We start from the raw sequence: 21,490 nt of genomic DNA on the forward strand, positions 1-21,490 counted from the left end.
CGGCGGTGCCGGAGGCGGGGTCGGTCACGCGAGCACCACGGACCGGGTGAGGTGCCGGGGTGCGTCCGGGTCGAGCCCGCGTCCGGCGGCCAGGGCGACCGCGAACCGCTGGGCCAGGATCAGGTCGGCCATCGGGTCCAGCGGCGGGCGTCCGGCGGCCCAGCCGCCGATCACCGCGTGTACGCCGTTGGTGCGGCTGTGGATGAACGCCGCCCCGGTCGCCGCGATGTCCTCGGCGAGCCCGTCGGGGATCTCGCCGAAGGCCCAGACCACCCGGCCGGGGGCGGCGATGGAGATCGGACCGTGCCGGTAGTCCATCGCCGGATAGGCCTCGGCCCAGGCGGTGGCGGCCTCGCGGCACTTCAGGGCGGCCTCGTGGGCGATCCCGACCGTCCAGCCGCGGCCGAGGAAGGTGATCTGCTCGACCCGGGCCGGGTCGAACGGCAGGGGTGCCCGGACCGCGACCTCGGCGTCGGCGGCCAGGGCGGTGATCTCGGTGCCGAGGTGGGCCCGGAGCAGGGCGAGGGCGCTGGTGGCGAACCGGGTCTGCACCACGGAACGCTCGTCGGCGAAGGGCAGCGCGACCGTGTCGGCGGCGAGGTCGACGGCGGGGGAACTGGGGTCGCCGACGATGACCGTGCTCGGCCGGAGTCCCCGCAGCGCGTCCAGTACGTCGAGGACCTCGGTGGTGGTGCCGGAGCGGGTGATCGCCACGATCCGGTCGTACCGGCGGTCGAGGGGGAACTCGGAGGCCTGGAAGGCGTCGGTCTCGCCGTGTCCGGCCTGTTCCCGCAGGACGGCGTAGGCCATCGCCATGAACCAGGACGTGCCGCAGCCGATGACCGCGACCCGTTCACCCCGGGCGGGGAGTACGCCGGCGGAGCCGGCGGCCAGGGCGGCGGCTTGTCGCCAGCACTCGGGCTGGCTGCTGATTTCCGCGTCGACGTGGCCCATGTCAGCTCCTGCGCATAATGGCTCAGTTCAACGGTCTTTCGAGCGTCATTCTGCGCGAAGTTGCCGGCGTGTGGCAACCGCGCGCAGGTTTGCGCATAAGTTGGTTTTGCGGCGCCACCTTTCGCGCACTATTGTGCACGCAATCTTCACGCCGTAGGCACCCGGAGGTTCACGGTGGACCGCTATGCGCGATGGAACGCCCTGCTCGAACTGCTGACCGAGAGCGGTCGGGTCAGCGTCGAGGACGCGGCGGACCGACTCGGGGTCTCGCAGGCGACCATCCGTCGGGACTTCGACCAGCTCGCCCAGCAGCAGATGATCACGCGTACCCGGGGCGGGGCGGTCGCCAACGGCGTCTCGTACGACCTGCCGCTGCGCTACAAGACGGCCAAGCACTCCGCCGAGAAGCAGCGGATCGGTACGGCCGCCGCCGCGCTCGTCTCGCCGGGCATGGTGGTCGGGCTCAACGGCGGTACCACCACCACCGAGGTGGCCCGGGCCCTCGCGGTCCGCCCCGACCTCAACAGCAGCGCCGACGGGGCCCAGCTGACCGTGGTGACCAACGCGTTGAACATCGCCAACGAGCTGCTGGTCCGGTCCCGGATGAAGATCGTGGTGGCCGGCGGGGTGGTCCGTCCCCAGTCGTTCGAGCTGGTCGGCCCGCTCGGCGGCGCGCTGCTGCGCGAGGTCACCCTGGACGTGGCGCTGCTCGGGGTGGACGCCATCGACGTACAGCTCGGGGCGGCGGCGCACCACGAGGGCGAGGCGTCGATGAACAACCTGATGGTGGCCCGGGCCAAGCGCGTGGTGATCATCGCGGACTCGTCGAAACTGGGTGGGCACGCCTTCGCCCGGATCTGTCCGGTGGAGCGGATCGAGACCCTGGTCACCGACTCCGGCGCCGACCCGGCGACGGTCCGGTCCTTCCGGGACGCCGGCGTCAACGTCATCTGCGCCTGAGTCGTTCCCCTCGCCCGGCCGAGGGTCGCTGGCCGGTTGACGGCCTTCGGCTATTGTTATTAGCCTAATGGCTATGAACCTGAGCGTTTCTGTCGACCGGACCGATCCCACCTCGACGCGTACCCGTACCCGTACCCGGCTCGGCGCCCTCGCGCTCGCCGCCGCCGGAGTGCTGTTCGTGCTCTACCCGGCGGTGCGCCCCTGGCACGACGAGACCACCGTCGACGGGGCGACCGCCTCGATGAGTTCCGGTGCCTGGGTCGCCTCGCACCTGTTCGCCATGCTCGGCTTTGTCCTGGTGCCGCTCGGCCTGCTGGCGCTCTGGGGCACCATCCGGGCCGCCCGCGAGGCGTCCGGCCACTCCCGCGCCGAGTCGTACGGCCTCGGTGCCGTGGTCACCGGCTGGACCGGAGCCGGCCTGACCCTGCCGTACTACGGCGCGGAGGACTTCGGCCTGCACGCCGTCGCCCGGGCCGGTGCCGACGGGCAGCGGCTCGACCTGCTCGCGCTGGCCGACTCCGTACGCTTCCACCCGGTCGCGGCGACCACGTTCGCGCTCGGTCTGCTGCTGCTCGCCGTCGCCGGGATCCTGGCCGCGCTCGCGGTCCGGCATGCCGGGACGCTGGCTCGGCACAGCGCGGTTCCGTTCGCTGCCGGCTTCGTTCTCTTTCTCCCGCAGTTCTTCGCGCCCGCCGGCCTGCGGATCGCCCACGGTGTACTCGTCGGCCTCGGCTCGGCCTGGCTGGCCTGGGAGTTGTGGCGAACCGATCCCCGGTAACACTCTGTGGCGGGTCAGGTGTGATTCAGGTAGGCCAGCACCGCCAGCACCCGACGGTGTCCACTGTCGCTCGGCGGCAGCCCCAGCTTCAGGAAGACGTTGCCGATGTGCTTGCTCACCGCGCGTTCGGTCACCACCAGGGTCCGGGCGATCGTCGAGTTGTCCCGCCCCTCGGCCATCAGTTTCAGCACCTCACGCTCGCGTGGGGTGAGCGACTCCAGCGGATCGTCGCGCCGGCGGGTCAGCAGCTCGGTCACCACCTCCGGGTCGAGCGCCGTCCCGCCGTCCGCCACCCGCTCCAGGGCGTCGAGGAACTCGTCGACCCGACCGACCCGGTCCTTGAGCAGGTAGCCGACCCCGGCGGCGCCGCCGCGGAGCAGCTCGGCCGCGTACGTCTCCTCCACGTACTGGGACAGCACCAGGACCGGCTGGCCAGGGATCTTCCGCCGGGCGTCGAGGGCCGCGCGCAGGCCCTCGTCCCGCAGGCCCGGCGGCAGACGTACGTCGAGCACGGCGATCTCCGGGCGGTGCTCCAGGATCGCGGGCAGCACCTCCGGCCCGGTGACCACCGCCGCCACCACCTCGTGGCCGGCGGAGGTCAGCAACAGGACCAGCCCTTCCCGGAGCAGGGCGTTGTCCTCGGCGATCACCACACGCACGGCAGGTCCACCTCGATCGTCGTCGGCCCCCCGACGGGGCTGGTCATGGTCATCGCCCCGTCCAGGGCGGCGACCCGGCGCCGGATGCCCAACAGTCCGCTGCCGCCCGCCTCGTGGGCACCTCCGCGACCGGAGTCCCGGACCACGATCCGTAATCCCCGGGGGACGCGGCTCAGGTGTACCGCCGCCCGGTTCGCCCCGCTGTGCCGCGCCGCGTTCGTCAGCGCCTCCGCGACGACAAAGTACCCGGCTGCCTCGATCGCCGCCGGTGGGCGCGGGTCGTCCGGCCCTGCCAGTCCGTCCACCTCGACCGCCACCGTCAGTCCGCTGCTGGCGGCGAGGGCGCGTACCGCGCCGACCAGACCCCGGTCGCTGAGGATCGGCGGATAGATGGCCCGGACCACCTGCCGCAGTTCGGCCAACGCCTGCTCGGCCTGGTCCTGGGCCGCGTCGAGCAGACTCCGGGCACCCTCCGGGTCACGGTCGAACTGCCGCCGGGCCAGGCCGACCCGCATCGACAGGGCCACCAGTCGGGCCTGGGCGCCGTCGTGCAGGTCCCGTTCGATCCGGCGCAGCTCGGCGCCGTGTGCGGCGATCGCGTCCGCCCGGGTGGCGGTGAGCGTGGCGATCCGCTCGGCCAGCTGCGCACTCCGGCCGGGACCCGGGGTCAGCAGGGCCCGGGACCAGGCGGCGTCGAGGTCGGTGAGCCGGTCGAGTTGGGGCAGCAGGACCGGCCGCTGACCGAGCAGACCGGACCAGGCGCCGTCGACCAGCAGCGCGAACGGCCAGACCACCAGCGCCGCGATGAACAGCCCCAGCCCGTAGCCGAGGTGCAGGACCAGCCAGCGCAGGTCCCGCCAGGTCTGTGGATCGGTCAGCGCGGTCCGGACCCGTTCGCCGAGCCGGCCGGTCAGCGGCAGGTACGCCTCGGGTATCTCGACGCCGCTCCACTCGGCGGCCTGCCGACGTTTGAACCCGGCGAGGTGGCGGAGCACCAGCACGGTCTCCGGCAGGGTTCCCGCGCCGATCACCGTGCCGGTCAGCACCACGGCCAGCGGGACCAGCGCGAGGAAGACGTACGACCCGAGGGCCAGTCCCGCCGCGACGGTCAACCGGTACGTCCCGCGTAGTGCGTTGTCGATCGCCTCCCGCATGGCCACCAGGCTAGGCGCGGAACCGGACGCTGACGGTGGGGCGGACCGCCGGAGTCGTGGTGTAGCAGGCTGCACCCCGGATCCGGGGGTTCGGCCCATCGATCCCTTCCGTTGTCGCCGGCACGATGGAGTCGTACCACGGACGACGGCTCGTCCGACGGACCCCGCGGCTCGCGGAGCGCCGGTCGGACCATCTCGAAGGGATCGAAACTCATGAAGGCTCTGTTCTGGATCGTGCTCGCGGCCGCCATCGTCGCGAACATCCTGGTCGGTATCACCGTCCCGGACGGGATCTCCCAGCTCGCGATGAGTGCCGGCACCGGCGGGGTCGGGATCGCCGCGCTGGTCGGGCTGGTCGGCCTGCACCGGCGGCAGCGGCAGGAGCAGCCCTGAGCCGTGGCGGCTCGCCGCCCGGCGGCGCGCCAGTAGCGCGGATAGCACACTAGCTCGCAAAGCGATGGTACGGTGTCGGCGATATCGGACGTGACCAGAGAGGCCGATGGATGGCTCCCGTACTGGAGATCGAGGGATTACAGAAGACCTACCGGAGTAGACGCCGGGGCACCCGTCGCGCGTTGGACGGGTTCGACATGGTGGTCGAGGCCGGTCAGGTGCACGGCTTCCTCGGGCCCAACGGCTCGGGCAAGACGACCACCCTGCGTACGCTGCTCGGGCTGATCCGGCCGAACGGGGGCCGGATGGCGATCCTCGGTCAGGAGGTGCCGGCGGCACTGCCGACCGTCGCCGGCCAGGTCGGCGCGATCGTGGAGAGCCCCCAGTTCTTCCCGCACTTCACCGCCGAGGACACCCTCTCCCTGCTGGCCGGCGCCGGCGGGGTCCCGCAGCAGCGGGTGACCGAGGTGCTGGAGATGGTCGGCCTGCGCGAGCGGGCCAGGGAACGGGTCAAGTCGTACTCGCTCGGCATGAAGCAGCGGCTCGCCGTCGCCTCGGCGCTGCTGAAGAACCCGAAGCTGCTGATCCTCGACGAGCCGGCGAACGGGCTCGACCCCGGCGGCATCCGCGAGATGCGGAGCCTGATGCGCGACCTCGCGTCGAGCGGGATGACCGTGGTCCTCTCCAGCCACATCCTCGGCGAGGTCCAGCTGATCTGTGACTCGGTCACCATCATCTCGCTGGGCCGGCGGGTCGCCGCCGGGCCGGTCGCCGAGGTGCTGGCCCAGCACTCCGGCAACGGCCTGCGGGTACGCCTGGAGGCGGTCACCGACCTGCCGTCCGCCGCCGACCTGCTGACCCGCGCGGGCGCCCAGGTCACCCCGGCCGAGGACCACCTGCTGGTGTACGGCCTCGACAAGCCGGCCACGGTCACCCGTACCCTCGCCGACGCCGACCTGTACGTCAGCGAACTCGCCCCGGTCACCGTCGACCTGGAGAGCGTCTTCCTGGAGCTGACCGCCACCGCCCCGGTGCCCGGCCAGCACCGGCAGGTCGACCAGTCCGCGGTGGTCGGTGGCCAGTCCGGCGGCGCCTCGTCCGACTCGACCGCCAAGGGGTGGGGAGTATGAGCCTCTACACGACCGAGCTGCGTCGGCTGCGCAAGCGGCGTTTTGTCCGGTACATGACCCTGGCCGGTCTGCTGGTGCTGGTCGCGGTGGCGGCCGGGATGTTCTTCACCAACCAGAAGATCGGGCCGAAGCAGCTCGCCGCGGCGGAGCGCTCCGCCGAGCAGGTGTACCAGCAGAACGTCGGGTACGCCCAGCAGGCCCGTACGGACTGTGAACGGGCCAAGGCGGCCGGCGAGCCGAACAACAACCGGTTCCCCGAGGACTGCTCGACGATCACGCCGCCGCCCCGGGAGTCCTTCGAGGCCCGGTGGTTCCTGCCGGCGACCTTCGACTTCCGGGAGCAGTTCCCGGAGACCGCGATCACCTTCACCGCGGTGCTGGCGCTTGTCGCGTTTGTCGCCGGGGCCTCGTTCGTCGGCGCGGAGTGGAGCACCGGCGGCATGATGAACCTGCTGCTCTGGCGACCACAACGGGTCAGGGTGCTGCTCACCAAACTGGCCGCGCTGCTGACCGCGCTGTTCGGGGTGACGGTGGTCGCCGCGGCGGCCTGGACGGCGGCGTTCTGGGCGACCGGCACCTACCGCGGGACCACCGGCGGGATGACCTCGGGGGCCTGGCAGTCGGCCGGCCTGACCGGGCTGCGCGGACTGGTGCTGATCCTGGTCGCCGGCACACTCGGCTTCGGCCTCGCCTCACTGGGCCGGCACACCGCGCTGGCGCTCGGCGGGGTGCTCGGGGTCATGGTGGTGGGACAGTTCGGACTCGGTGCCGTCCTGGCCATCGCCCAGGTGAAGTTCATGGAGACCTGGCTGTTGCCGACGTACCTGCTCGCCTGGATGCAGAAGAAGATCACTCTGCAGAACTGGGACTCCTGCCAGGTCTCCTACACCGGCGAGTGCCAGCCGGAGACCCTGGACGTCACCTGGCAGAACTCGTCGATCCTGCTCTCGGCCGCGCTGGTGCTGGTGCTCGGTGCGGCGATCTGGACGATGCGGCGGCGGGACATCACCTGACCCGACCGGTGTCAGGAAGGGCTCCCACGCGGGGGCCGTGGGAGTGCGGGGCGGCGACCGGGGGGCGCCGCCCCGCACCGTTCGTGGTGTGCCGGGTCACCGGGCGCGGCGGCCGGTGCGGTCCTGGCCGGCCGTCGCTACCCTGGGGAGGCTGTTCGCAGGTCGTGACCCCCACCCCGGAGGAGCGGATGAGGTACGCCGACGCTCCCGCCGACGACGAGGCGGACGACAACACCGCCCCGGTACGCGTGCCACAGCCGCGCGGGCCGGAACCGGCCGGATCCACCGAGCGGTCCGACAACGGGCCGGAACCGGCTGCATCGGCGCTTACCGACGCCCCGGAGAGCGGGCTGTCGCCGGACGGATCGGCACCGGCGCCCGGCGCTGTTCCCGCCACCCGCCTGACCGACCGGGAGCGGGAGATCCTCGCCTTCGAGCGGCGCTGGTGGAAGCACGCCGGTGCCAAGGAGCAGGCGATCCGGGACAGCTTCGACATCTCCGCGACCCGGTACTACCAGATCCTCAACGGCCTGCTCGACAACCCGGACGCGCTCGCGGTCGAGCCGGTGCTGGTCGCCCGGCTGCGTCGGCTCCGGGCCACCCGTAGTCGCAGTCGGCGCCGCTGACCTGGCCGTCCGTCCGACGGGGCGATCGCCCCGTCGGGACGGAGCATGGTCAGGAGCCGCGACCGGCCACCGCGGACCCCCGGCGACGGCACTCACGCGGACGCCGCCGGGGGTTGCGGCTCACTTCTCGTACGTCCGCAGCCCGTTGCCGAGTGCGATGAACGTCGGCGCCCACTCACCGATGAAGATGCCCCACCGGTCGGCGCGGTCGATGCCGGCGTTCTCCATCTGTTTCGACAGCATCCAGCTCAGGAACGACAGGCCGATGCTGGCCGCCCCCGCGATGTACATGTGCTCGGCGCGTAGCCCCATCTTGTGCAGGTGTCCCAACATTTCTGCTCCCCTCCGCACTGAACCCCCACGATCGACGCTACCGTCCGTGACCAACCCTGTTCGGAGGATTGCTGATGTCGGTGTCGCCGGCACCCGGGCCGAACGAGCGGATCGGCGGAGACGACACCGGAGCCGGGCGCGACGCGGTAGACAGGAGTCATGTCATCCGCGGAGTCGGGCCGATGATGCGGGTCCGGTCGGCCTCGGTGCCGGCACCGGGGCGGATCGGGAACGAGGACCACGTCTTCCGGTACGGGGACCTGGTCGGCGTACTCGACGGGGCGACGGTGCCGGAGGGCTTCGACACCGGCTGCGTGCACGGACCGGAGTGGTACGTCCGGCACCTCGCCGCCCGGATCGGGCTCGCCACCGCCCAGCGACCGGCCGCCGCGCTCGCCGGAAACCTGGCCGCCGCCATCCTGGCGGTCCGGGCCGACCACGACGGCCGGTGCGACCTCGACCATCCGGGCACCCCGTCGGCCACCGTCTGCCTGCTCCGCTACGGCGGCGACCACATCGACTACCTGGTGCTCTGTGACAGTCCGCTGATCCTCGACCGAGGCGAGCGAATCGAGGTGATCTCCGACAACCGGCTCGACACGGCAATGGCCGACCTGCGGCAGAAGGCCCTCAGCCTGACCGGGCACGACGCCGACCACGTCACCCGGTTCCGCCGCTCGGTGACCCTGCAACGCGAACAGATGAACCAGACCCACGGCTACTGGGTCGCCGCCGCCAACCCCGACGCGGCGTTCCACGCCGTCACCGGCAGCCGCCCGCTGACCGGCCCGGACCGGGTACGCCGGGCCGCGCTGCTCACCGACGGCACCTCCCGGGCGGTCGAACAGTTCGACCTGTTCGACTGGCGGGGTCTGCTCGACCTGCTCAGCTCGGCCGGGCCGGACGAGCTGATCCGTCGGGTCCGGCTCGCCGAGGCCGACGACGGCCAACGCCGGTCCGGCTTCAAGCGGTACGACGACGCCACCGCCGTCCTCTGCGAACTGTAGGGCCGACAGCGGTGACCGGCGTCGGGTGCGGCGGTCAGGGCTGGCCGAGTTGGGCCATCCGGGCCAGCGCGGTGACCCAGAACCGCTGCCGTTCCGGGCTCTGGCCGACCAGGTAGGTGGCCCGCAGTTTCGGCGGCAGGTACGGCAGCAGCCCGGCGACCAGGTCCAGGTGCCGTTCCAACTGGGACACCTCGGCGTTGGAGAAGATCTGGTGCACCAGGTCGGTGTCGTTGGTGCCCTCGGCCGAGGACTCCGACGCGGCGGCCAGCCGGGCCGTCCAGGCGGCCTGCTGCCGGGCGAGTTCCCGCAGCCCGATCCGGGGCCGGTCGGCGAGCCGGGCCTCCAACGCCGACAGCGGGACCGGGGCGTACTCGCCGTCGCCGAGGTAGATCAGCGCCGGCTCCAACGGCATCCCCACCTGGTGCAGCCGGATCAGGCGTTCCAGGGTGCGTTTGGTGACCCAGTCCCGCCCCTCGTCGTCGATGTCGTTCTTCCACCACTCCAGGACCGTCTCGGCCGTCTCGCCGTACGTCGAGATCAGCCACTCGTTCGCCGGGATGTCCTCGGGGCGTACCTCGTAGCTGACCGTGAACCGGCTCGCCTGGGCGACGTTGTTGCTGGCCACCAGGAGTTTGCGGCCGAGGTGGTAGGGCGGGTTCTGCAACGCCACCTGGGCACGCAGGTTCGGGATCGTCCGCCCGGCGAGCGTCCACTCCTGGGTGATCTCCATCAGTTTGGCGAAGGTCGCCTTGTCCTTGGGGCGGTTGTACTCGTCCCAGACCAGCACCTTCGGCTCCCGGGTGAGCAGCGACCGGGCCAGCATCGCGTCGAGTTCGCCGTCCGGGGTCGGCACCGGTACGCAGAGGTCCTCGACGTTGGTCACCGGCAGCGAGAAGTAGACCGGGTCGGCACCGGTCTCCTCCCGGACGATCTGTCGGGTGATCTCGGTCTTGCCGCAGCCGGGCGGCCCCTGCAGCAGCACCGCCCAGCGGTTGGTGATCGCGGTGCGCAGGATCCGCCGTACCGGATCGGGGATGCTGCCCGGGTTCCGGGCGCCGACCGCCGCCGCGATCTCGTCGAGGATCTCCCCGGTACGGTCCCGGCCGGGCTTGCCGTCGGAGCGCTGCTCGGTCAGCGTCAACCGGCTGCCGTTGTGCAGCGGCAGGCCCCAGGCCAGCGGAAACTCCTCCTCCGCGCAGGCGAGTACGTGCTCCAGGGTGCGGGGTGACAGCAGTTGACGCAGGTGTGGGCTGAGCGACGCCCAGATCCGGAACACCTCCCGCAGGTCCCGGTCGGGGAAGCGGTCGGCGAGCGCGTACCGCCACGCGGTGTCGTTGGCGGTCAGCCGAATGGTCACCATCCGGTCCAGGATCGCCAGGTCGGAGCGGCGTACGGCGGTCTCGGCCAGGGACTCGTTGTCGGTGAGGAAGACCCCGACACAGCCGAGGTCACGCAGGTTGTACTCGCCGAGGGTCCAGTTGCAGGCGATCTGCATCAGCTGGGACTGGACGGTGTTGCCGGCCTGCAACGAGTCGTCGATGAGCAGCACGAACGGTTGCCCGGGGACGAGCTGTCGCATGATCAGTTGTCGGAGTACCAGCTCCCCGCTGCGGGCGTCCCGGACCGGGGCGTTGACCAGCAGGTCGTCCGGGGTCAGGTTGGCCGCCGGCACCACCACGAGGGTGGTGTCCGGGTAGCGCGCCGGGACGTACGACACGAACGTCGAGGTCTTGCCGATGCCGTGTTCCCCGAAGATCTGACCGGTCTGCCCGGTCTCGATCATCGCGTCGATGAAGCGTTCCAGCCGGACGGTGGTCCCGGCGTCGGGTGGCTTCCGGTACGTGGCGTTCGGCCGCCACCGTCGGCGGCCGGCCGCCGTACCGCTGCCGGCCGATACGCCCGTGTCGGCCGACACGCCCGTGCCGCCGTCCCGGATCAGGTCCACTGTATCCACTCGCCGCTCCTGTCACCTGTCATGCCGACCCTCCGGAGCTGACCCGGTGGCAGGCCATCGGCGGGTGGTGTCGTTCCGGCCAGTCGTTGCCGTGATCGGTGATGAGCCAGATCCACCGCTCGGGTCGGGCCGGGGTGACCGGGGGCGCGTACCCGTCGGTCACCATGATGACGGCGTCGGGTTCGACGTCGAACCGCCGGCCGTCCACCTCCAGCCGGCCCTCGGCGTAGTCGACCACGTTCTGGAAGTTGGTCCCGCCACCGCCGGAGACCCGTTCCCCGGGTACGAACGGCGTCACCACCCCGTCGAAGCTGAGCCAGTGGCTCTCCACCCCGGCGGTCTGGCCGACCAGTGTGGTCAACCAGCGCACCACCACGTCCGGCATCGAACCGGAGGTGTCGAAGGCGATCAGCACCACCTTCGTCCGTTCCGGGCCACGCCGCTGCAGCATCGGCTCGTGGCCGAGCGCGAGCAGCACCGCCCCGTGCTTCTTCGGATAGACCAGCCGCTCGCCCTCGGTCAGCTTCGACGCCAGTACGTCGGTCAGCCAGCGCTGCCACCAGTCGATCCGGCGGGTCTTCGGGGTGCTGCCCCGGAGCCGGTCCAGCCCGAGCCGGCCCCAGAGCCGGGTCAGTCGTTCGCCGCCGTCCGTCGAACGGTCCGCCAGGTCGAGCAGTTCCTCGCGGGCGGCCGGGTTGCCGCGTAGGGCAGCCTGCATCACCTCGTGCAGCACCTCACCGGCCAGCCGCTCGACCGTCTCGTCGTCCAGCGGCACCCCCCAGCGTCCCTCCCGTCCGTCGCCACCACCGTCGCCGCTGCCGTCGCCGTCGCCGTCACCGTCGAGGTGTACGCAGAGCACCGGCTCCGGCCGGAGCAGCGTGGTCATCCGCTTCAGCTCGCCGTACACGGTGAAGTCGGTGTACACGAAGTCGTCGTACGACAACGGGGTCAGGCCCTGGGCGCGCAGGTCGGCGACGTACTCCTGGTGGACCTGGACCGGGTCGACGCCGGTCGGTGTGGTCACCGTGGTCCCGTCGTCGTCCACCCGGGTCCAGCCGGGCAGGCCGCTGCGCCCCAGGCGGCGCATCGCCACGTGGTTGATCACCACCTCGGCGGCGAGGACGAACGCCGGGTCGTCGCGCAGGTCCTCATCGACGTGCAGGTGCCGGTGGATCAGGTGCCGCGCCTCGTGGAACAGCACGAACTTGACCCCGTCCAGGTCGAGCCCCGCGAAGAAGTACGGGTTGTAGAGCAGGGCGCAGACCCCGTCCCCGGTGGCGACCACGGCGGCGGTCGGTATCGCGGTGGTGGCGATGTGGTGGTGGCACTTCGTGTACAACCAGGACGCCACCACGCTGTGCCCGACGCCGAAGTCGAGCAGTGCGGACTCCTTCTGCCGGCGCGCCCGCTCCACCACCTCGGCGTCGGCCGGCTCCCCGGCGAGCAGCCGTCGCAGGTCGGCCAGGTGCGGCGCACGCCGGTGCCGACGTACCCCGGGACCGGCGCCGGTCGGCCGGTGGTGGCCGTCGTGGCCGCTCACCGGGTCGCCGGTCCGGCGGTGGCGGGTTGGGTCGCCAGTCTGGCGGTGGCGACCAGTTCGGGCAGGGCGCCGGGAAAGTCGGCGAGCAGACGCAGCACGAGCAGCCACGCGTCGAGGTTCCCGTCGATCGGCGCGACCAACTCGGCCAGTGTGGTCCGGGCCGTCGGATCCCCGGCGACCGGGGCGAGGCCCAACACCTGGACGGCCGGATGTCCGTACCGCAGCACGTCCCCGGCCCGGAGCAGCTCCTCGCGGACCGCGCGGGCCGGCCAGCCGGACCAGGGCCGTTGGTCCACGGCGGTGTCGGCCAGCACCTCGGCGACCTCCGCACCCCGGGCCAGCCGCAGGATCGGGGATTCGCCTGTCCGCCTCCCCGTCGACCCGGCCACCGGGGCACCAGCAGCCGGGGGTGTACCCGCTCCCGTCGGCATACCCGGGCCAGCCGGGCCGCCGCTGGTCGCCTCCGCGTCGGCCTCGGCCTTCGCCTCGACCAACTCGGCCGGGCAGCCCGGCCGTGCGACGAGGTGGTGCAGCAGCTGGCCGGGCAGCGGCGCGCGGGCGTGTTCGGCCCGCACCGTCGCCCAGTCCCAGCTCGGGAACTCGACGTCGAGCAGGTCGGCCAGACCGATTTCGGTGGCCGGCGGCGGCGGTGGTGCGGCGGCGGCCTCGCGCAGCAACGCCACCACGGCGTACGCCCGCAGCCGCTCCACCGCGACGGCCGGGTCGGGCTCGGCCAGCAACCGGGTCAGCAGCGTCACCAGCGCCGGGTCGAACCGTTTGGTGCGCTGGCCGGAGACCACCGTCAGGTCCTCGTCGAGCAGGGCCTGTACCGCGTCCGGCCCGCTACGGCGCCACAGCCCGGCCATCAGCCGCAACCGGGCCGCGCCGGCCTTGACCCCGAAGTACCGGAGAACGTTCCGGACCACCTGCGGATCTCCGCAACCCAGGCTGTACGGGGTGACCCACGAGTTGGCCCGCTTGCCGAGCAGGTGGTCCCGGAGCCCGGACGGCAACGGCAACTGCCCCGACGCGCCCGGCCGCAACGGCGTACCGACCACCATCACCAGCCGCTGTCGGGGGGTGCTCGAATCCTGGAAGAAGAGGCTGGTCGTCACCTCCGGATCGTCGAACCGGAGCAGCCGCTCGATCAGCTCGGCGGCGAGGCCCTTACGGCGGGCCAGCACCAACCGGTCCCGGGCACTGCCGGCGGTCACGATCCACTCGGTGAGCGCGGGGGTGAGTGAGCCGGTGACCACCAGGTCGTGCGCGGTACGGTCGTCGAGGTGCGGCAGCAGCGCGGCCTGGGCGGCCGGCTCGGCGGCGTTCAGCAGGGCCAGGAACGCGGAGCGGGCGGCCGGCAGCCGGGTCACCGACCGGCGGGGATCGGGCAGGTCACCGCCGTCCGGCCACGACGTCCCGGCCGGACTGTGGTCGGCGGTGGCCAGCGCCTCGTCGATCAGCTCGGGTACCGGGCCGGTGAAGTCGGCGAGCCGGGCCCGCAGCGACCGCCAGGCGGCCACCTGGTCGCCGAGCCGGTCCCGCACCAGGACCCGTAGCTCCCGGTTGAACTCCGCCCAACGGGCCAACCAGGTCGACGTGCGGAGCCGGGATCCGGAGACGAACGAGTCACGGTCCAGCAAGGGGTACCGGCTGGCCGCCCGATTGGTTTGGGCGACGTCCAGCACCCCGACCGCCGGCCTGGCCAGTCGCAGCAGGTCCGCGCCGCGCACCCCGGCGTGCAGGGCGTGCAGGGCCAGACCCTCGGCCCACTTCGACGCACTCCGTACCTTCGGCGGCGCGGCGAGGATGGCGAGCAGCAACGTCTTCGGGCAGTCCGGCTGGCTGGCCAACGCCCCGACGGTCTCCTCCCGACGGAACGGCTGGCGGACGTACTCGGCGTGCAGCAGTTCCCAGTCCAGTTCGGTCCGGGCCGCGACCAGTTCGGTGGCCGAGTGGTTACGGCGCTGTCCGGGGACCTTCCGGCCGGACTCACGCTGCCGCAGGTCGTCGACGAGGGCCCGGGTGCTCTCGGCGGCCTCGGTGGCCGAGGCCAGTCGTCGACGTCCGTCCGGGCCGGCCAGCGCCTCCCGGGCCAGGTCGGCGACCTCCGGCGCCAGCCGGTCCTCGGCCAGCACCGCCGCCACCGCGTCCGGGCCGGCCGAGTCGTGCAGCGAGAGCAGGGCCCGGAGTTGTTCCGCCGGGGTGAGGTCGGTGCCGACCACGCTGATCACCTGGCGGACCAGGTCGGGAAAGAGACTGACCACCGCGGCCCGGAGCAGGGCCGGGTCGGTGCGGGTCCGGAACAGGGCCGGGTCGGTGTGTGCCAGCAGGGCCGGCACCGGGCCTTCCGGGGCGGTCCAGCCGGGCACCGCCGGGTCGGCGGCGGCGAAGACCGCCCGGGACTGGCGGCCGGGCGGGAGCCGGTGCAGGAACGCGTTACGGGCCAGTACCAGGCTGCCCCGACCGATCAGTTCAGCCACCAACCGGGGGTAGACGCCGACCAGGACGGCGTTGTCGCTGAGCGCGCTCCGTACGTCGGAGTCGGCACCGTGCACCGCCGCCCGGAGCAGCGGCACCGGCAGGGTTGTCGTGGCCTCCCGCAGCGCGGGGGCGAGCGGTGCCCCGATCCGCTGGACGAACTGCTCCCAGTCGTCGGTCCGGACGACGGTGAGTAGCGCGGCAACGGCTCGGGCGGTGTTCTGGTCGTACATGGATCTCCCATGCCTGTTCGTGGTGTCGCCCGGTCGATCAACCCGGGGCACAATAGCCGGACCGGACGACACGTCCGGTCCGCGAAGGTCCGCCCGGCCAATTCGGTTGGCCACGGACCGGTCCGGAGGGCAGGATCGGCGACGTGTCGGTGCCACAGCGTCAGGTCCGGGCCGGGTACACCGCCGAGACGATCACGGTCTACCAGGCGTACTCGCCACCGATCGCCGGCCCGGCGGTGGCGAACGGCCGGTTCGTCCCGCCGTTCAAACGGGAGCGGATGACCTGGATCAAGCCGTCGTTCCGCTGGATGATGTACCGCTGCGGATGGGCCGGCAAGCCCGGCCAGGAGACGGTGCTGGCGATCGAGATCACCCGGGCCGGTTTCGAGTGGGCGCTGGCGCACGCCTGCCTGAGCCACTACGACCGGGACCGGCACGCCAGCCGTACGGCCTGGGCCGAGCAGTTGCGGGCCAGCCCGGTACGGGTGCAGTGGGACCCGGAGCGTTCGCTGGACCTGCGGCCGTTGGACCACCGGTCGATCCAGGTCGGGCTGAGCGGCCCGGCGGTCGCCCGGTACGTCGACGGGTGGACCGTCGGGATCACCGATGTCACCGCGACCGCGCACGCGATCCGGGCGGCGTTGCGGGCCGGTGACCGGGACACCGCGATGGGGTTGTTGCCGCCGGAGCGGCCGTACCCGCTGCCCGACGAGGTGGCGGCGGTGGTCGGCGCGTCCCTACCGGCGGTGGTGCCGCCTCCGGCCGGAGGTTCCGGCTCCCACCGGCCGGCGTCCTGAGCAACACGACCAGCGGCCACCGGGGTGGACGGCCGGCGCGATGGGGATCGGCCGAACGGTGCGGGCCGGGCAAATCGGTGGACGGGGCCGGAGTGGGGCGAGAAACATCGGAGCCGTGACCCGTGAGGTACGGCTGACGCCGGTAAACGAGCAGAACCTCGAACCGTTGCTCTCGGTGGCGGTCGCCGAAACCGAGCCGGACGAGGTCATGCCGCCGGTCGACGCGCCCGCCGGCTGGTCACAGGCCCGGATGGACGCGTTCCGGGCGTTCTACCGGTCGCACTTCGGCGGTCTGGACGGCCCGACCGGCAACCTGATGTACGCCATCGAGCAGGACGGCGACGTGGTCGGCATGATCAGGCTGGGTCGCCGGGGCGAGCCGGGGACCCTGGAGACCGGGATGTGGCTGGGCAAGTCGACCCGGGGCCAGGGCATCGGGTTGATCGCGTTGCGGTTGGTGCTCGCCGAGGCGATCGGGGCCGGTGCCCGGCGGGTGGTCGCCGACACCCGGCCGGAGAACCTGCCGGCGGTCAACCTGTTGCGGCGGGGTGGAGCCGTGCTCGTCCAGGACGGTACGGCGGTCCGGGCCGAGATCCGGCTCGGGGTCAGCGAGGACGTGGACCTGCTCGACGCCGGCTGACCCCGTCCGACGGTGACCGGAGTCCTGGTCAGCGGTCGACGTGTTGCCCGGCGGTGCCGATGGACCGGTCCGGCCTCGGCGTGAGCCCGGCGAAGACGACGTCGAGGGTGCGGTGTCGCAGGTCCCGGTCCCAGCCGCCGTACAGGGCACCCTGACTGGTGCTGGCCAGCAGTGCCATGACCTCGGGCAGTCGTACCGCCGGATCGACCGTGCCGGCGGCCTGCGCCTGACGCAGCATGCCGTCGACCGTGCCGGCGAAGACCGTGACCAGTTCGGGGAGCCGGATGTCGACGCCATTGCGGGTGAGGAGGTCGACCACGGACTTCCGGGCGGCGGCCTGTTCCACGATCCGGGTGAAGAACGTGAACAGCGCGGTGCGCGGCTCGCTGGCGCTCAACGCCCCGGCCTCGGTCACGAGTTGTTCGAGCAGATTTTTCATGATGGCGGCGAGCAGGTCGTCCTTGGTCGGAAAGTGCCGGAACACGGTCCCGACCGCCACCCCCGCGCGCCTCGCCACCTCCTCGGTGGAGCCCGACGCGCCCTGTTCGGCGAAGACCTGTTCGGCGGCTTCGAGGATCCGGGCCCGGTTGCGGCGGGCGTCCGCGCGCATCGGTCGGTCGGGCCCGGTGGCCTGGTCCGGTCCGGTCGTAGCGGGTTGTGGGGACATCCGGGGGACCACTCCTTGAAAGATGAGTCATGACTCACTATCGTCGTCGCAAGTCGAGTCATCGCTCATTTTAGTTGGAGGTGGCACCGTCATGACCACGCCCCGAGACGTCTTCGCCGAGATGCGTCAGCGCTGGCTGGCCAACGACGTGACGTTCGAGTCGGACCAACTCGCCGAAGAGGCGGTGCTGGAGATGCCGATGGCGGCACCCGGGCAGCCGACCCGGATCCAGGGCCGGGCCCAGATCCTCGACTTCACCCGGGCCGGCCGGGCCGCGTTGCCGATCCGGTTCGACGACTGCCGCAACGTGGTCGTCCACCAGACCACCGACCCGGAGGTGATCGTCGTGGAGTACGAACTCGTCGCGACGGTGCCGGCCACCGGGGCGACCGCGAGCGCCCCGTTCGTCGGCGTGCTCCGGGCCCGGGACGGCAAGCTGCTGCACTGGCGGGAGTACCAGCCCACCCACACGATCATGCAGGCGCTCAACCCGGCCTGACCGGCTCAGCGCTGTGCCGCGTACGCCGCCAGCCAGGCGACCTGGGCCGGGTCCAGGGACGGTCGGACCCGTTCCCGGGCCGCCGCCACATGCTCGGCCCGGACCGTCGTCGCCTCCAGCGACTCGCGCATCGCGGCCAGCGCCGCCTCCCGGACCAGGGCGGCACAGTCAGCGGCGGAGAAGCCGTCGAGTTCCCCGCCGAGCGCGGCCAGGTCCACCTCGTCGGCGAGCGGCACCGACCGGGACGCGGCCCGGAGGATCTCGGCCCGGGCGGCGCCGTCCGGCGGCGGCACGTACACCAGACGTTCCAGCCGGCCCGGCCGCAGCAGCGCCGGATCCACCAGGTCCGGCCGGTTCGTCGCCCCGACCACCACCACGTTGCGCAGCGTCTCCACCCCGTCGAGTTCGGTGAGCAGGGCGGCGACCACCCGGTCCGTCGTACCGCCGTCGGTGGCCTGGCCCCGGACCGGCGCCAGCGCGTCCACCTCGTCCAGGAAGACCAGCGTCGGCGCCGCCTCCCGGGCCCGCCGGAACAGTTCCCGGACCGCCCGCTCGCTCTCGCCCACCCACTTCGACAGCAGCTCGGCGCCCTTGACCGAGAGCACGTTCGCCCGCCCGGTCCCGGCCAGCGCGCTGACCAGGAAGGTCTTGCCGCAGCCGGGCGGGCCGTAGAGCAGCACCCCGCGCGGCGGCTGCACACCGAGCCGGGCGAACGTGTCCGGGTAGTTCAACGGCCAGAGCACCGACTCGGTCAGCGTCTCCTTGACCTCCGCCATGTCACCGACGTCGTCCAGGGTCACCCCGGCCAGCTCCAGCACCGACGACTCGGCCATCGAGGTCGGCCGGACCACCTCCAGGGCGGCGGTGAAGTCGGCCATCGCCACCGTCGGCGACTCCGCCTCCTTCTGGCGCAGCGCCGCGCGCACCCCGGCCTCGCGGGCCAGCGCGGCCAGGTCGGCGGCGACAAATCCCGGCGTACGGGCGGCGACCTCGTCCAGCCGGACGTCCTCGGCGAGCGGCATCCCCCGGGTCAGCACGGTCAACTGCTCGCGCCGCAGCGCCGCGTCCGGCAGCGGTACGGCGATCTCCACCGAGAGCAGGTCGGGGGCGCGTAGCGACGGGTCCACCGACTCGGGGCGGCTGGTGGTGCAGACCACCGCCGTACCGGCCCGGACGGCGGTGCCGAGCAGCTGGCGGAACACCGTACCGACCGGTCCCGGGGCCTCGCGTGGGACGAGCGCGTCCACGTCGGAGACCAGCAGCACCGCCGGCCCGTTGTCGTCCCGGACCGAGGCGAAGACCTCGCGGAGCCGGCGGGCGGCGGCGTCGTTGGTCAGCGCGGCGACCTCGGGCGCCCAGAGCGCCGACACCCGGGCGTCGACCGCGTGCGCGACCGCCCGCACCAGCGCCGACTTGCCCGAACCGGCCGGCCCGGTGACGAGTACGCCGAGCGACACGGTGGTGCCCAGCCGGCCGAGCACCTCCCGGTGGTGGAAGCCGAGGTCGAGCAGTTCGGTCAGCTCCTCCGCCTGACTACGCAGCCCGGGCAGGTCGTCCAGGGCCGGCGTGGCCGGCTCGGCACCCGCCCCGGCCGGGGTCGCTCCCGGCCCGGCGGTGGTCCGGTCGTCCGCCCCGGCGGTGGCCCCCGCCGACCGGGGCGCCGTCCCCGGCCAGCCGCCGCCGGTACGCTCGCCGCCGGTCACCGCCAGCAGTTCGGTCGGGCCGTCGCCGGGTGTGGTGTGGCCGTGCCGCCAGCCGACCACGCTGTCCATGGTGACCAGCACGGAGACCGGCTCCGCGGTGTCGGTGCCATGTTCCGGGCCCGGCTCCGCCGCGGTCACGGTGAGCAGGGTGCTCGTCCAGGCGTAGCCGACGGTGTTGGCGAGACTGCGCCGGGCCGCCTCGACCAGGGTCCGGACCGCCGCGTCCGGAAGGACGTCCTGTGGCAGCAGCGACACGTCGTCGCCGCTGGTCACCACCTTGCCGAGCAGGGCGAGCCGGAGCATCTCCGGGGAGACGGCGGCGGCGATCTCGGGCGGACCGGTCAGCAGCACCCGGCGGGCCGCCACCACCGGTACCGGTGTGACCACCACCTGGCTGCCGTCCCGTACCCCGAGGTTGCCGAGGGTCAGGTCGTCGGCGTAAAGCAGGGCCCGGCTCGCCGTCGACTCCGCCCGGGCCACGATCCCGGCGGTCACCCGTCGGCCGGTCATCCGGACCGGGTCGCCGGAGTGCAGGTCGAGCGCGGTCAGCACCTCCGGATGCAGCCGGACGATGCCCCGCCGGGCGTCCAGCGCGGCCGGCCGCAGACTGGCGGTGAGGGTGAGATCCGGACCGGTCACCCCGCCGAGACTACCGGGTGTGCGGAAGGGCCTCCGGTTATCGCTTCCTGCGGTGGAAGGGCCGCTACCTGGCTCCTGGCGCCCCTTCCTGACTCCTGCGGGTCGCGGGGGCCGGGTCAGCGGCGGTCGTCGTCCGGGCCGAGCAGTGACGGGTCCCGTCGGATCATCTCGGCGAGCCGGGCGGCGGCGTCCGGGGCCGGCGGGTCCTCCGGGGTTGACCAGTTCGGCACCGTCCGGACCGACATCGGCCAGGACTGCGGCGGCTGCCCGGCGCTCGGCAGGGCCGGCTCGGCGGCTGGCCGTACGGTCACCGTGCCGTTCTCCCACGCGACGTGCATCGCCGAGATGTTCGGCCCGTCGGCGACCCACATGGTGACCGCCACCGCCGGATACTGGGCGACGACCCGCTGGACCGCCTCGGTCACCTCGTCGACGGGTGACCCGGCCCGGATCGCCGCCTCCTGCGCCAGCCGCCGTTGCAACGCCTCACGCCGTTCCATCCGGGCCAGCGCGTCGTCGAGTTCGCCCCTCATCGGATTCACCTTTCCCGGCCGACGCCGACCGAACCGATCGGAGCGCCGCCGGCCTAAGTCTCCCGCTCCCGGATCGCGCGATCCAGCGCCCGATCCAGCACGATGAGTAAGGCATCCCGTACGGACAGCCGATCCCGGGCGTCGAACCGGATGAGTGGTACGCCGTCCCCGATCGCCAGGGCCCACCGGATCTGGGTCAGGTCGTGGCTGATCTGACCGTCGAAGGCGTTGACCGCGACGACAAAGGGCAGCCGGGCCCGCTCCAGGTAGTCGATCGCGGGATAGCAGTCGTCGAGCCGGGAACTGTCGACGACGACCAGTGCACCGAGCGCACCGAGGGCGAGGTCGTCCCACATGAAGCCGAACCGGGCCTGCCCCGGCGTACCGAACAGGTAGAGCTTCAGACTCTGGTCGATGGTGACGCAGCCGAAGTCCATCGCGACCGTGGTGGTGGTCTTCTCGGACCGGATGCCGGGGTCGTCGACGCCGATCCCGGCCGAGGTCATCTCCGCCTCGGTGGTGAGCGGTTCGATCTCCGAGATCGCGCCCACGGTGGTGGTCTTGCCGACCCCGAAACCACCGGCGATCAGGATCTTCACCGGTACCGGCGGCTTTGTCCTCCGGCGCTGCTCCGGGCGGGACCGGGGCGCCGTACCGCCGACCACCGTCTCGTCGCCGTGTCGCGGCACGTGCCGGGCGGGCGGGGCGTAGCCGGCCGGCGTACCCCGGCCCATCTGGAGGCCGTGACCGGGCGGGCCGCCGTAACGTCCGGGCGCGCTGTTGCCCAGAGGGCCGGAGGT

The 21,490-nt window shown here is 72.5% G+C and carries 21 protein-coding genes; 10 read left to right on the plus strand and 11 right to left on the minus strand.

The features are described from left to right. Positions 1 to 24: 24 nt before the first annotated feature. Positions 25 to 954 (minus strand): sugar isomerase, encoded by a 930-nt coding sequence (locus tag ABGB05_RS03360; RefSeq protein WP_347651615.1) that lies wholly within the window; start codon positions 952 to 954, stop codon positions 25 to 27. A gap of 174 nt (positions 955 to 1,128) precedes the next feature. Between ABGB05_RS03360 and ABGB05_RS03365 the strand changes: the two genes are divergently transcribed. Together ABGB05_RS03365 and ABGB05_RS03370 are read left to right on the plus strand one after the other, a co-directional pair. Next, positions 1,129 to 1,914, plus strand: coding sequence for a DeoR/GlpR family DNA-binding transcription regulator (locus tag ABGB05_RS03365; RefSeq protein ID WP_347651616.1), 786 nt, complete (start codon positions 1,129 to 1,131; stop codon positions 1,912 to 1,914). A gap of 73 nt (positions 1,915 to 1,987) precedes the next feature. Continuing rightward, positions 1,988 to 2,692: a hypothetical protein gene (locus ABGB05_RS03370; protein ID WP_347651617.1), complete on the plus strand. Its 705-nt coding sequence runs from the start codon at positions 1,988 to 1,990 to the stop codon at positions 2,690 to 2,692. A gap of 14 nt (positions 2,693 to 2,706) precedes the next feature. On the opposite strand, the gene ABGB05_RS03375 is transcribed toward ABGB05_RS03370, so the two are convergent. Together ABGB05_RS03375 and ABGB05_RS03380 are read right to left on the minus strand one after the other, a co-directional pair. Next, positions 2,707 to 3,351: a response regulator transcription factor gene (locus tag ABGB05_RS03375; RefSeq protein WP_347651618.1), complete on the minus strand. Its 645-nt coding sequence runs from the start codon at positions 3,349 to 3,351 to the stop codon at positions 2,707 to 2,709. Beyond that, positions 3,339 to 4,505 carry a histidine kinase gene (locus ABGB05_RS03380; RefSeq protein WP_347651619.1) on the minus strand — a complete coding sequence of 389 codons (1,167 nt, stop codon included), beginning with the start codon at positions 4,503 to 4,505 and terminating at the stop codon, positions 3,339 to 3,341. Before ABGB05_RS03380 ends, ABGB05_RS03375 begins: the two co-directional genes overlap by 13 nt. Before the next feature lie 213 nt (positions 4,506 to 4,718). Between ABGB05_RS03380 and ABGB05_RS03385 the strand changes: the two genes are divergently transcribed. The 4 genes from ABGB05_RS03385 (at position 4,719) to ABGB05_RS03400 (ending at position 7,667) form a co-directional block, all read left to right on the plus strand. Then, positions 4,719 to 4,898: a hypothetical protein gene (locus ABGB05_RS03385; RefSeq protein ID WP_347651620.1), complete on the plus strand. Its 180-nt coding sequence runs from the start codon at positions 4,719 to 4,721 to the stop codon at positions 4,896 to 4,898. Between the two features lie 110 nt (positions 4,899 to 5,008). Further along, positions 5,009 to 6,028 carry an ATP-binding cassette domain-containing protein gene (locus ABGB05_RS03390; RefSeq protein WP_347651621.1) on the plus strand — a complete coding sequence of 340 codons (1,020 nt, stop codon included), beginning with the start codon at positions 5,009 to 5,011 and terminating at the stop codon, positions 6,026 to 6,028. Beyond that, positions 6,025 to 7,041: an ABC transporter permease subunit gene (locus tag ABGB05_RS03395; protein ID WP_347651622.1), complete on the plus strand. Its 1,017-nt coding sequence runs from the start codon at positions 6,025 to 6,027 to the stop codon at positions 7,039 to 7,041. The genes ABGB05_RS03390 and ABGB05_RS03395 overlap by 4 nt, the downstream gene beginning before the upstream one ends. Before the next feature lie 164 nt (positions 7,042 to 7,205). Further along, the gene (locus tag ABGB05_RS03400; protein ID WP_347651623.1) at positions 7,206 to 7,667 is read left to right on the plus strand and encodes a DUF3263 domain-containing protein; all 462 of its coding nucleotides are present in this window, start codon (positions 7,206 to 7,208) and stop codon (positions 7,665 to 7,667) included. Positions 7,668 to 7,787: 120 nt separating this feature from the next. On the opposite strand, the gene ABGB05_RS03405 is transcribed toward ABGB05_RS03400, so the two are convergent. Next, positions 7,788 to 8,000, minus strand: coding sequence for a hypothetical protein (locus tag ABGB05_RS03405; RefSeq protein ID WP_331214315.1), 213 nt, complete (start codon positions 7,998 to 8,000; stop codon positions 7,788 to 7,790). A 182-nt stretch (positions 8,001 to 8,182) separates the two neighbouring features. Here ABGB05_RS03405 and ABGB05_RS03410 point away from each other — a divergent pair, with 182 nt between their 5' ends. Then, positions 8,183 to 9,007: a hypothetical protein gene (locus tag ABGB05_RS03410; RefSeq protein ID WP_347651624.1), complete on the plus strand. Its 825-nt coding sequence runs from the start codon at positions 8,183 to 8,185 to the stop codon at positions 9,005 to 9,007. A 34-nt stretch (positions 9,008 to 9,041) separates the two neighbouring features. On the opposite strand, the gene ABGB05_RS03415 is transcribed toward ABGB05_RS03410, so the two are convergent. Genes ABGB05_RS03415 through ABGB05_RS03425 form a run of 3 tightly spaced genes read right to left on the minus strand, consistent with a single transcriptional unit; the run spans position 9,042 to position 15,212 of the window. Then, complete coding sequence (locus ABGB05_RS03415; RefSeq protein WP_347651625.1) at positions 9,042 to 10,961, minus strand: ATP-binding protein; 1,920 nt, start codon at positions 10,959 to 10,961, stop codon at positions 9,042 to 9,044. A 19-nt stretch (positions 10,962 to 10,980) separates the two neighbouring features. Beyond that, positions 10,981 to 12,501, minus strand: a complete 1,521-nt coding sequence (locus ABGB05_RS03420; RefSeq protein WP_347651626.1) for a hypothetical protein — start codon at positions 12,499 to 12,501, stop codon at positions 10,981 to 10,983. After that, a complete protein-coding gene (locus ABGB05_RS03425) occupies positions 12,498 to 15,212 on the minus strand; it encodes a hypothetical protein (protein WP_347651627.1) in 2,715 nt (904 codons plus the stop codon). Before ABGB05_RS03425 ends, ABGB05_RS03420 begins: the two co-directional genes overlap by 4 nt. Before the next feature lie 143 nt (positions 15,213 to 15,355). On the opposite strand from ABGB05_RS03425, the gene ABGB05_RS03430 reads away from it, so the two are divergent. Beyond that, positions 15,356 to 16,009, plus strand: coding sequence for a DUF4291 domain-containing protein (locus tag ABGB05_RS03430; RefSeq protein WP_347651628.1), 654 nt, complete (start codon positions 15,356 to 15,358; stop codon positions 16,007 to 16,009). A gap of 115 nt (positions 16,010 to 16,124) precedes the next feature. Next, positions 16,125 to 16,649, plus strand: a complete 525-nt coding sequence (locus tag ABGB05_RS03435) for a GNAT family N-acetyltransferase (protein WP_347651629.1) — start codon at positions 16,125 to 16,127, stop codon at positions 16,647 to 16,649. 28 nt (positions 16,650 to 16,677) lie between these two features. Here ABGB05_RS03435 and ABGB05_RS03440 read toward each other — a convergent pair whose 3' ends face one another. Continuing rightward, on the minus strand, positions 16,678 to 17,316 hold the full coding sequence (locus tag ABGB05_RS03440) for a TetR/AcrR family transcriptional regulator (RefSeq protein ID WP_347651630.1): 639 nt from the start codon (positions 17,314 to 17,316) through the stop codon (positions 16,678 to 16,680). 91 nt (positions 17,317 to 17,407) lie between these two features. Here ABGB05_RS03440 and ABGB05_RS03445 point away from each other — a divergent pair, with 91 nt between their 5' ends. Continuing rightward, positions 17,408 to 17,815: a nuclear transport factor 2 family protein gene (locus ABGB05_RS03445; protein WP_347651631.1), complete on the plus strand. Its 408-nt coding sequence runs from the start codon at positions 17,408 to 17,410 to the stop codon at positions 17,813 to 17,815. A 5-nt stretch (positions 17,816 to 17,820) separates the two neighbouring features. On the opposite strand, the gene ABGB05_RS03450 is transcribed toward ABGB05_RS03445, so the two are convergent. The 3 genes from ABGB05_RS03450 to ABGB05_RS03460 form a co-directional block, all read right to left on the minus strand. Beyond that, positions 17,821 to 20,157: an AAA family ATPase gene (locus ABGB05_RS03450; protein ID WP_347651632.1), complete on the minus strand. Its 2,337-nt coding sequence runs from the start codon at positions 20,155 to 20,157 to the stop codon at positions 17,821 to 17,823. 116 nt (positions 20,158 to 20,273) lie between these two features. Then, positions 20,274 to 20,690: a hypothetical protein gene (locus ABGB05_RS03455; RefSeq protein ID WP_347651633.1), complete on the minus strand. Its 417-nt coding sequence runs from the start codon at positions 20,688 to 20,690 to the stop codon at positions 20,274 to 20,276. A gap of 53 nt (positions 20,691 to 20,743) precedes the next feature. Beyond that, positions 20,744 to 21,424 (minus strand): ATP/GTP-binding protein, encoded by a 681-nt coding sequence (locus ABGB05_RS03460; RefSeq protein ID WP_347651634.1) that lies wholly within the window; start codon positions 21,422 to 21,424, stop codon positions 20,744 to 20,746. Positions 21,425 to 21,490 lie beyond the last annotated feature (66 nt).

Source organism: Plantactinospora sp. B5E13 (genome assembly GCF_039871775.1).
Classification (GTDB): Bacteria; Actinomycetota; Actinomycetes; order Mycobacteriales; family Micromonosporaceae; genus Plantactinospora.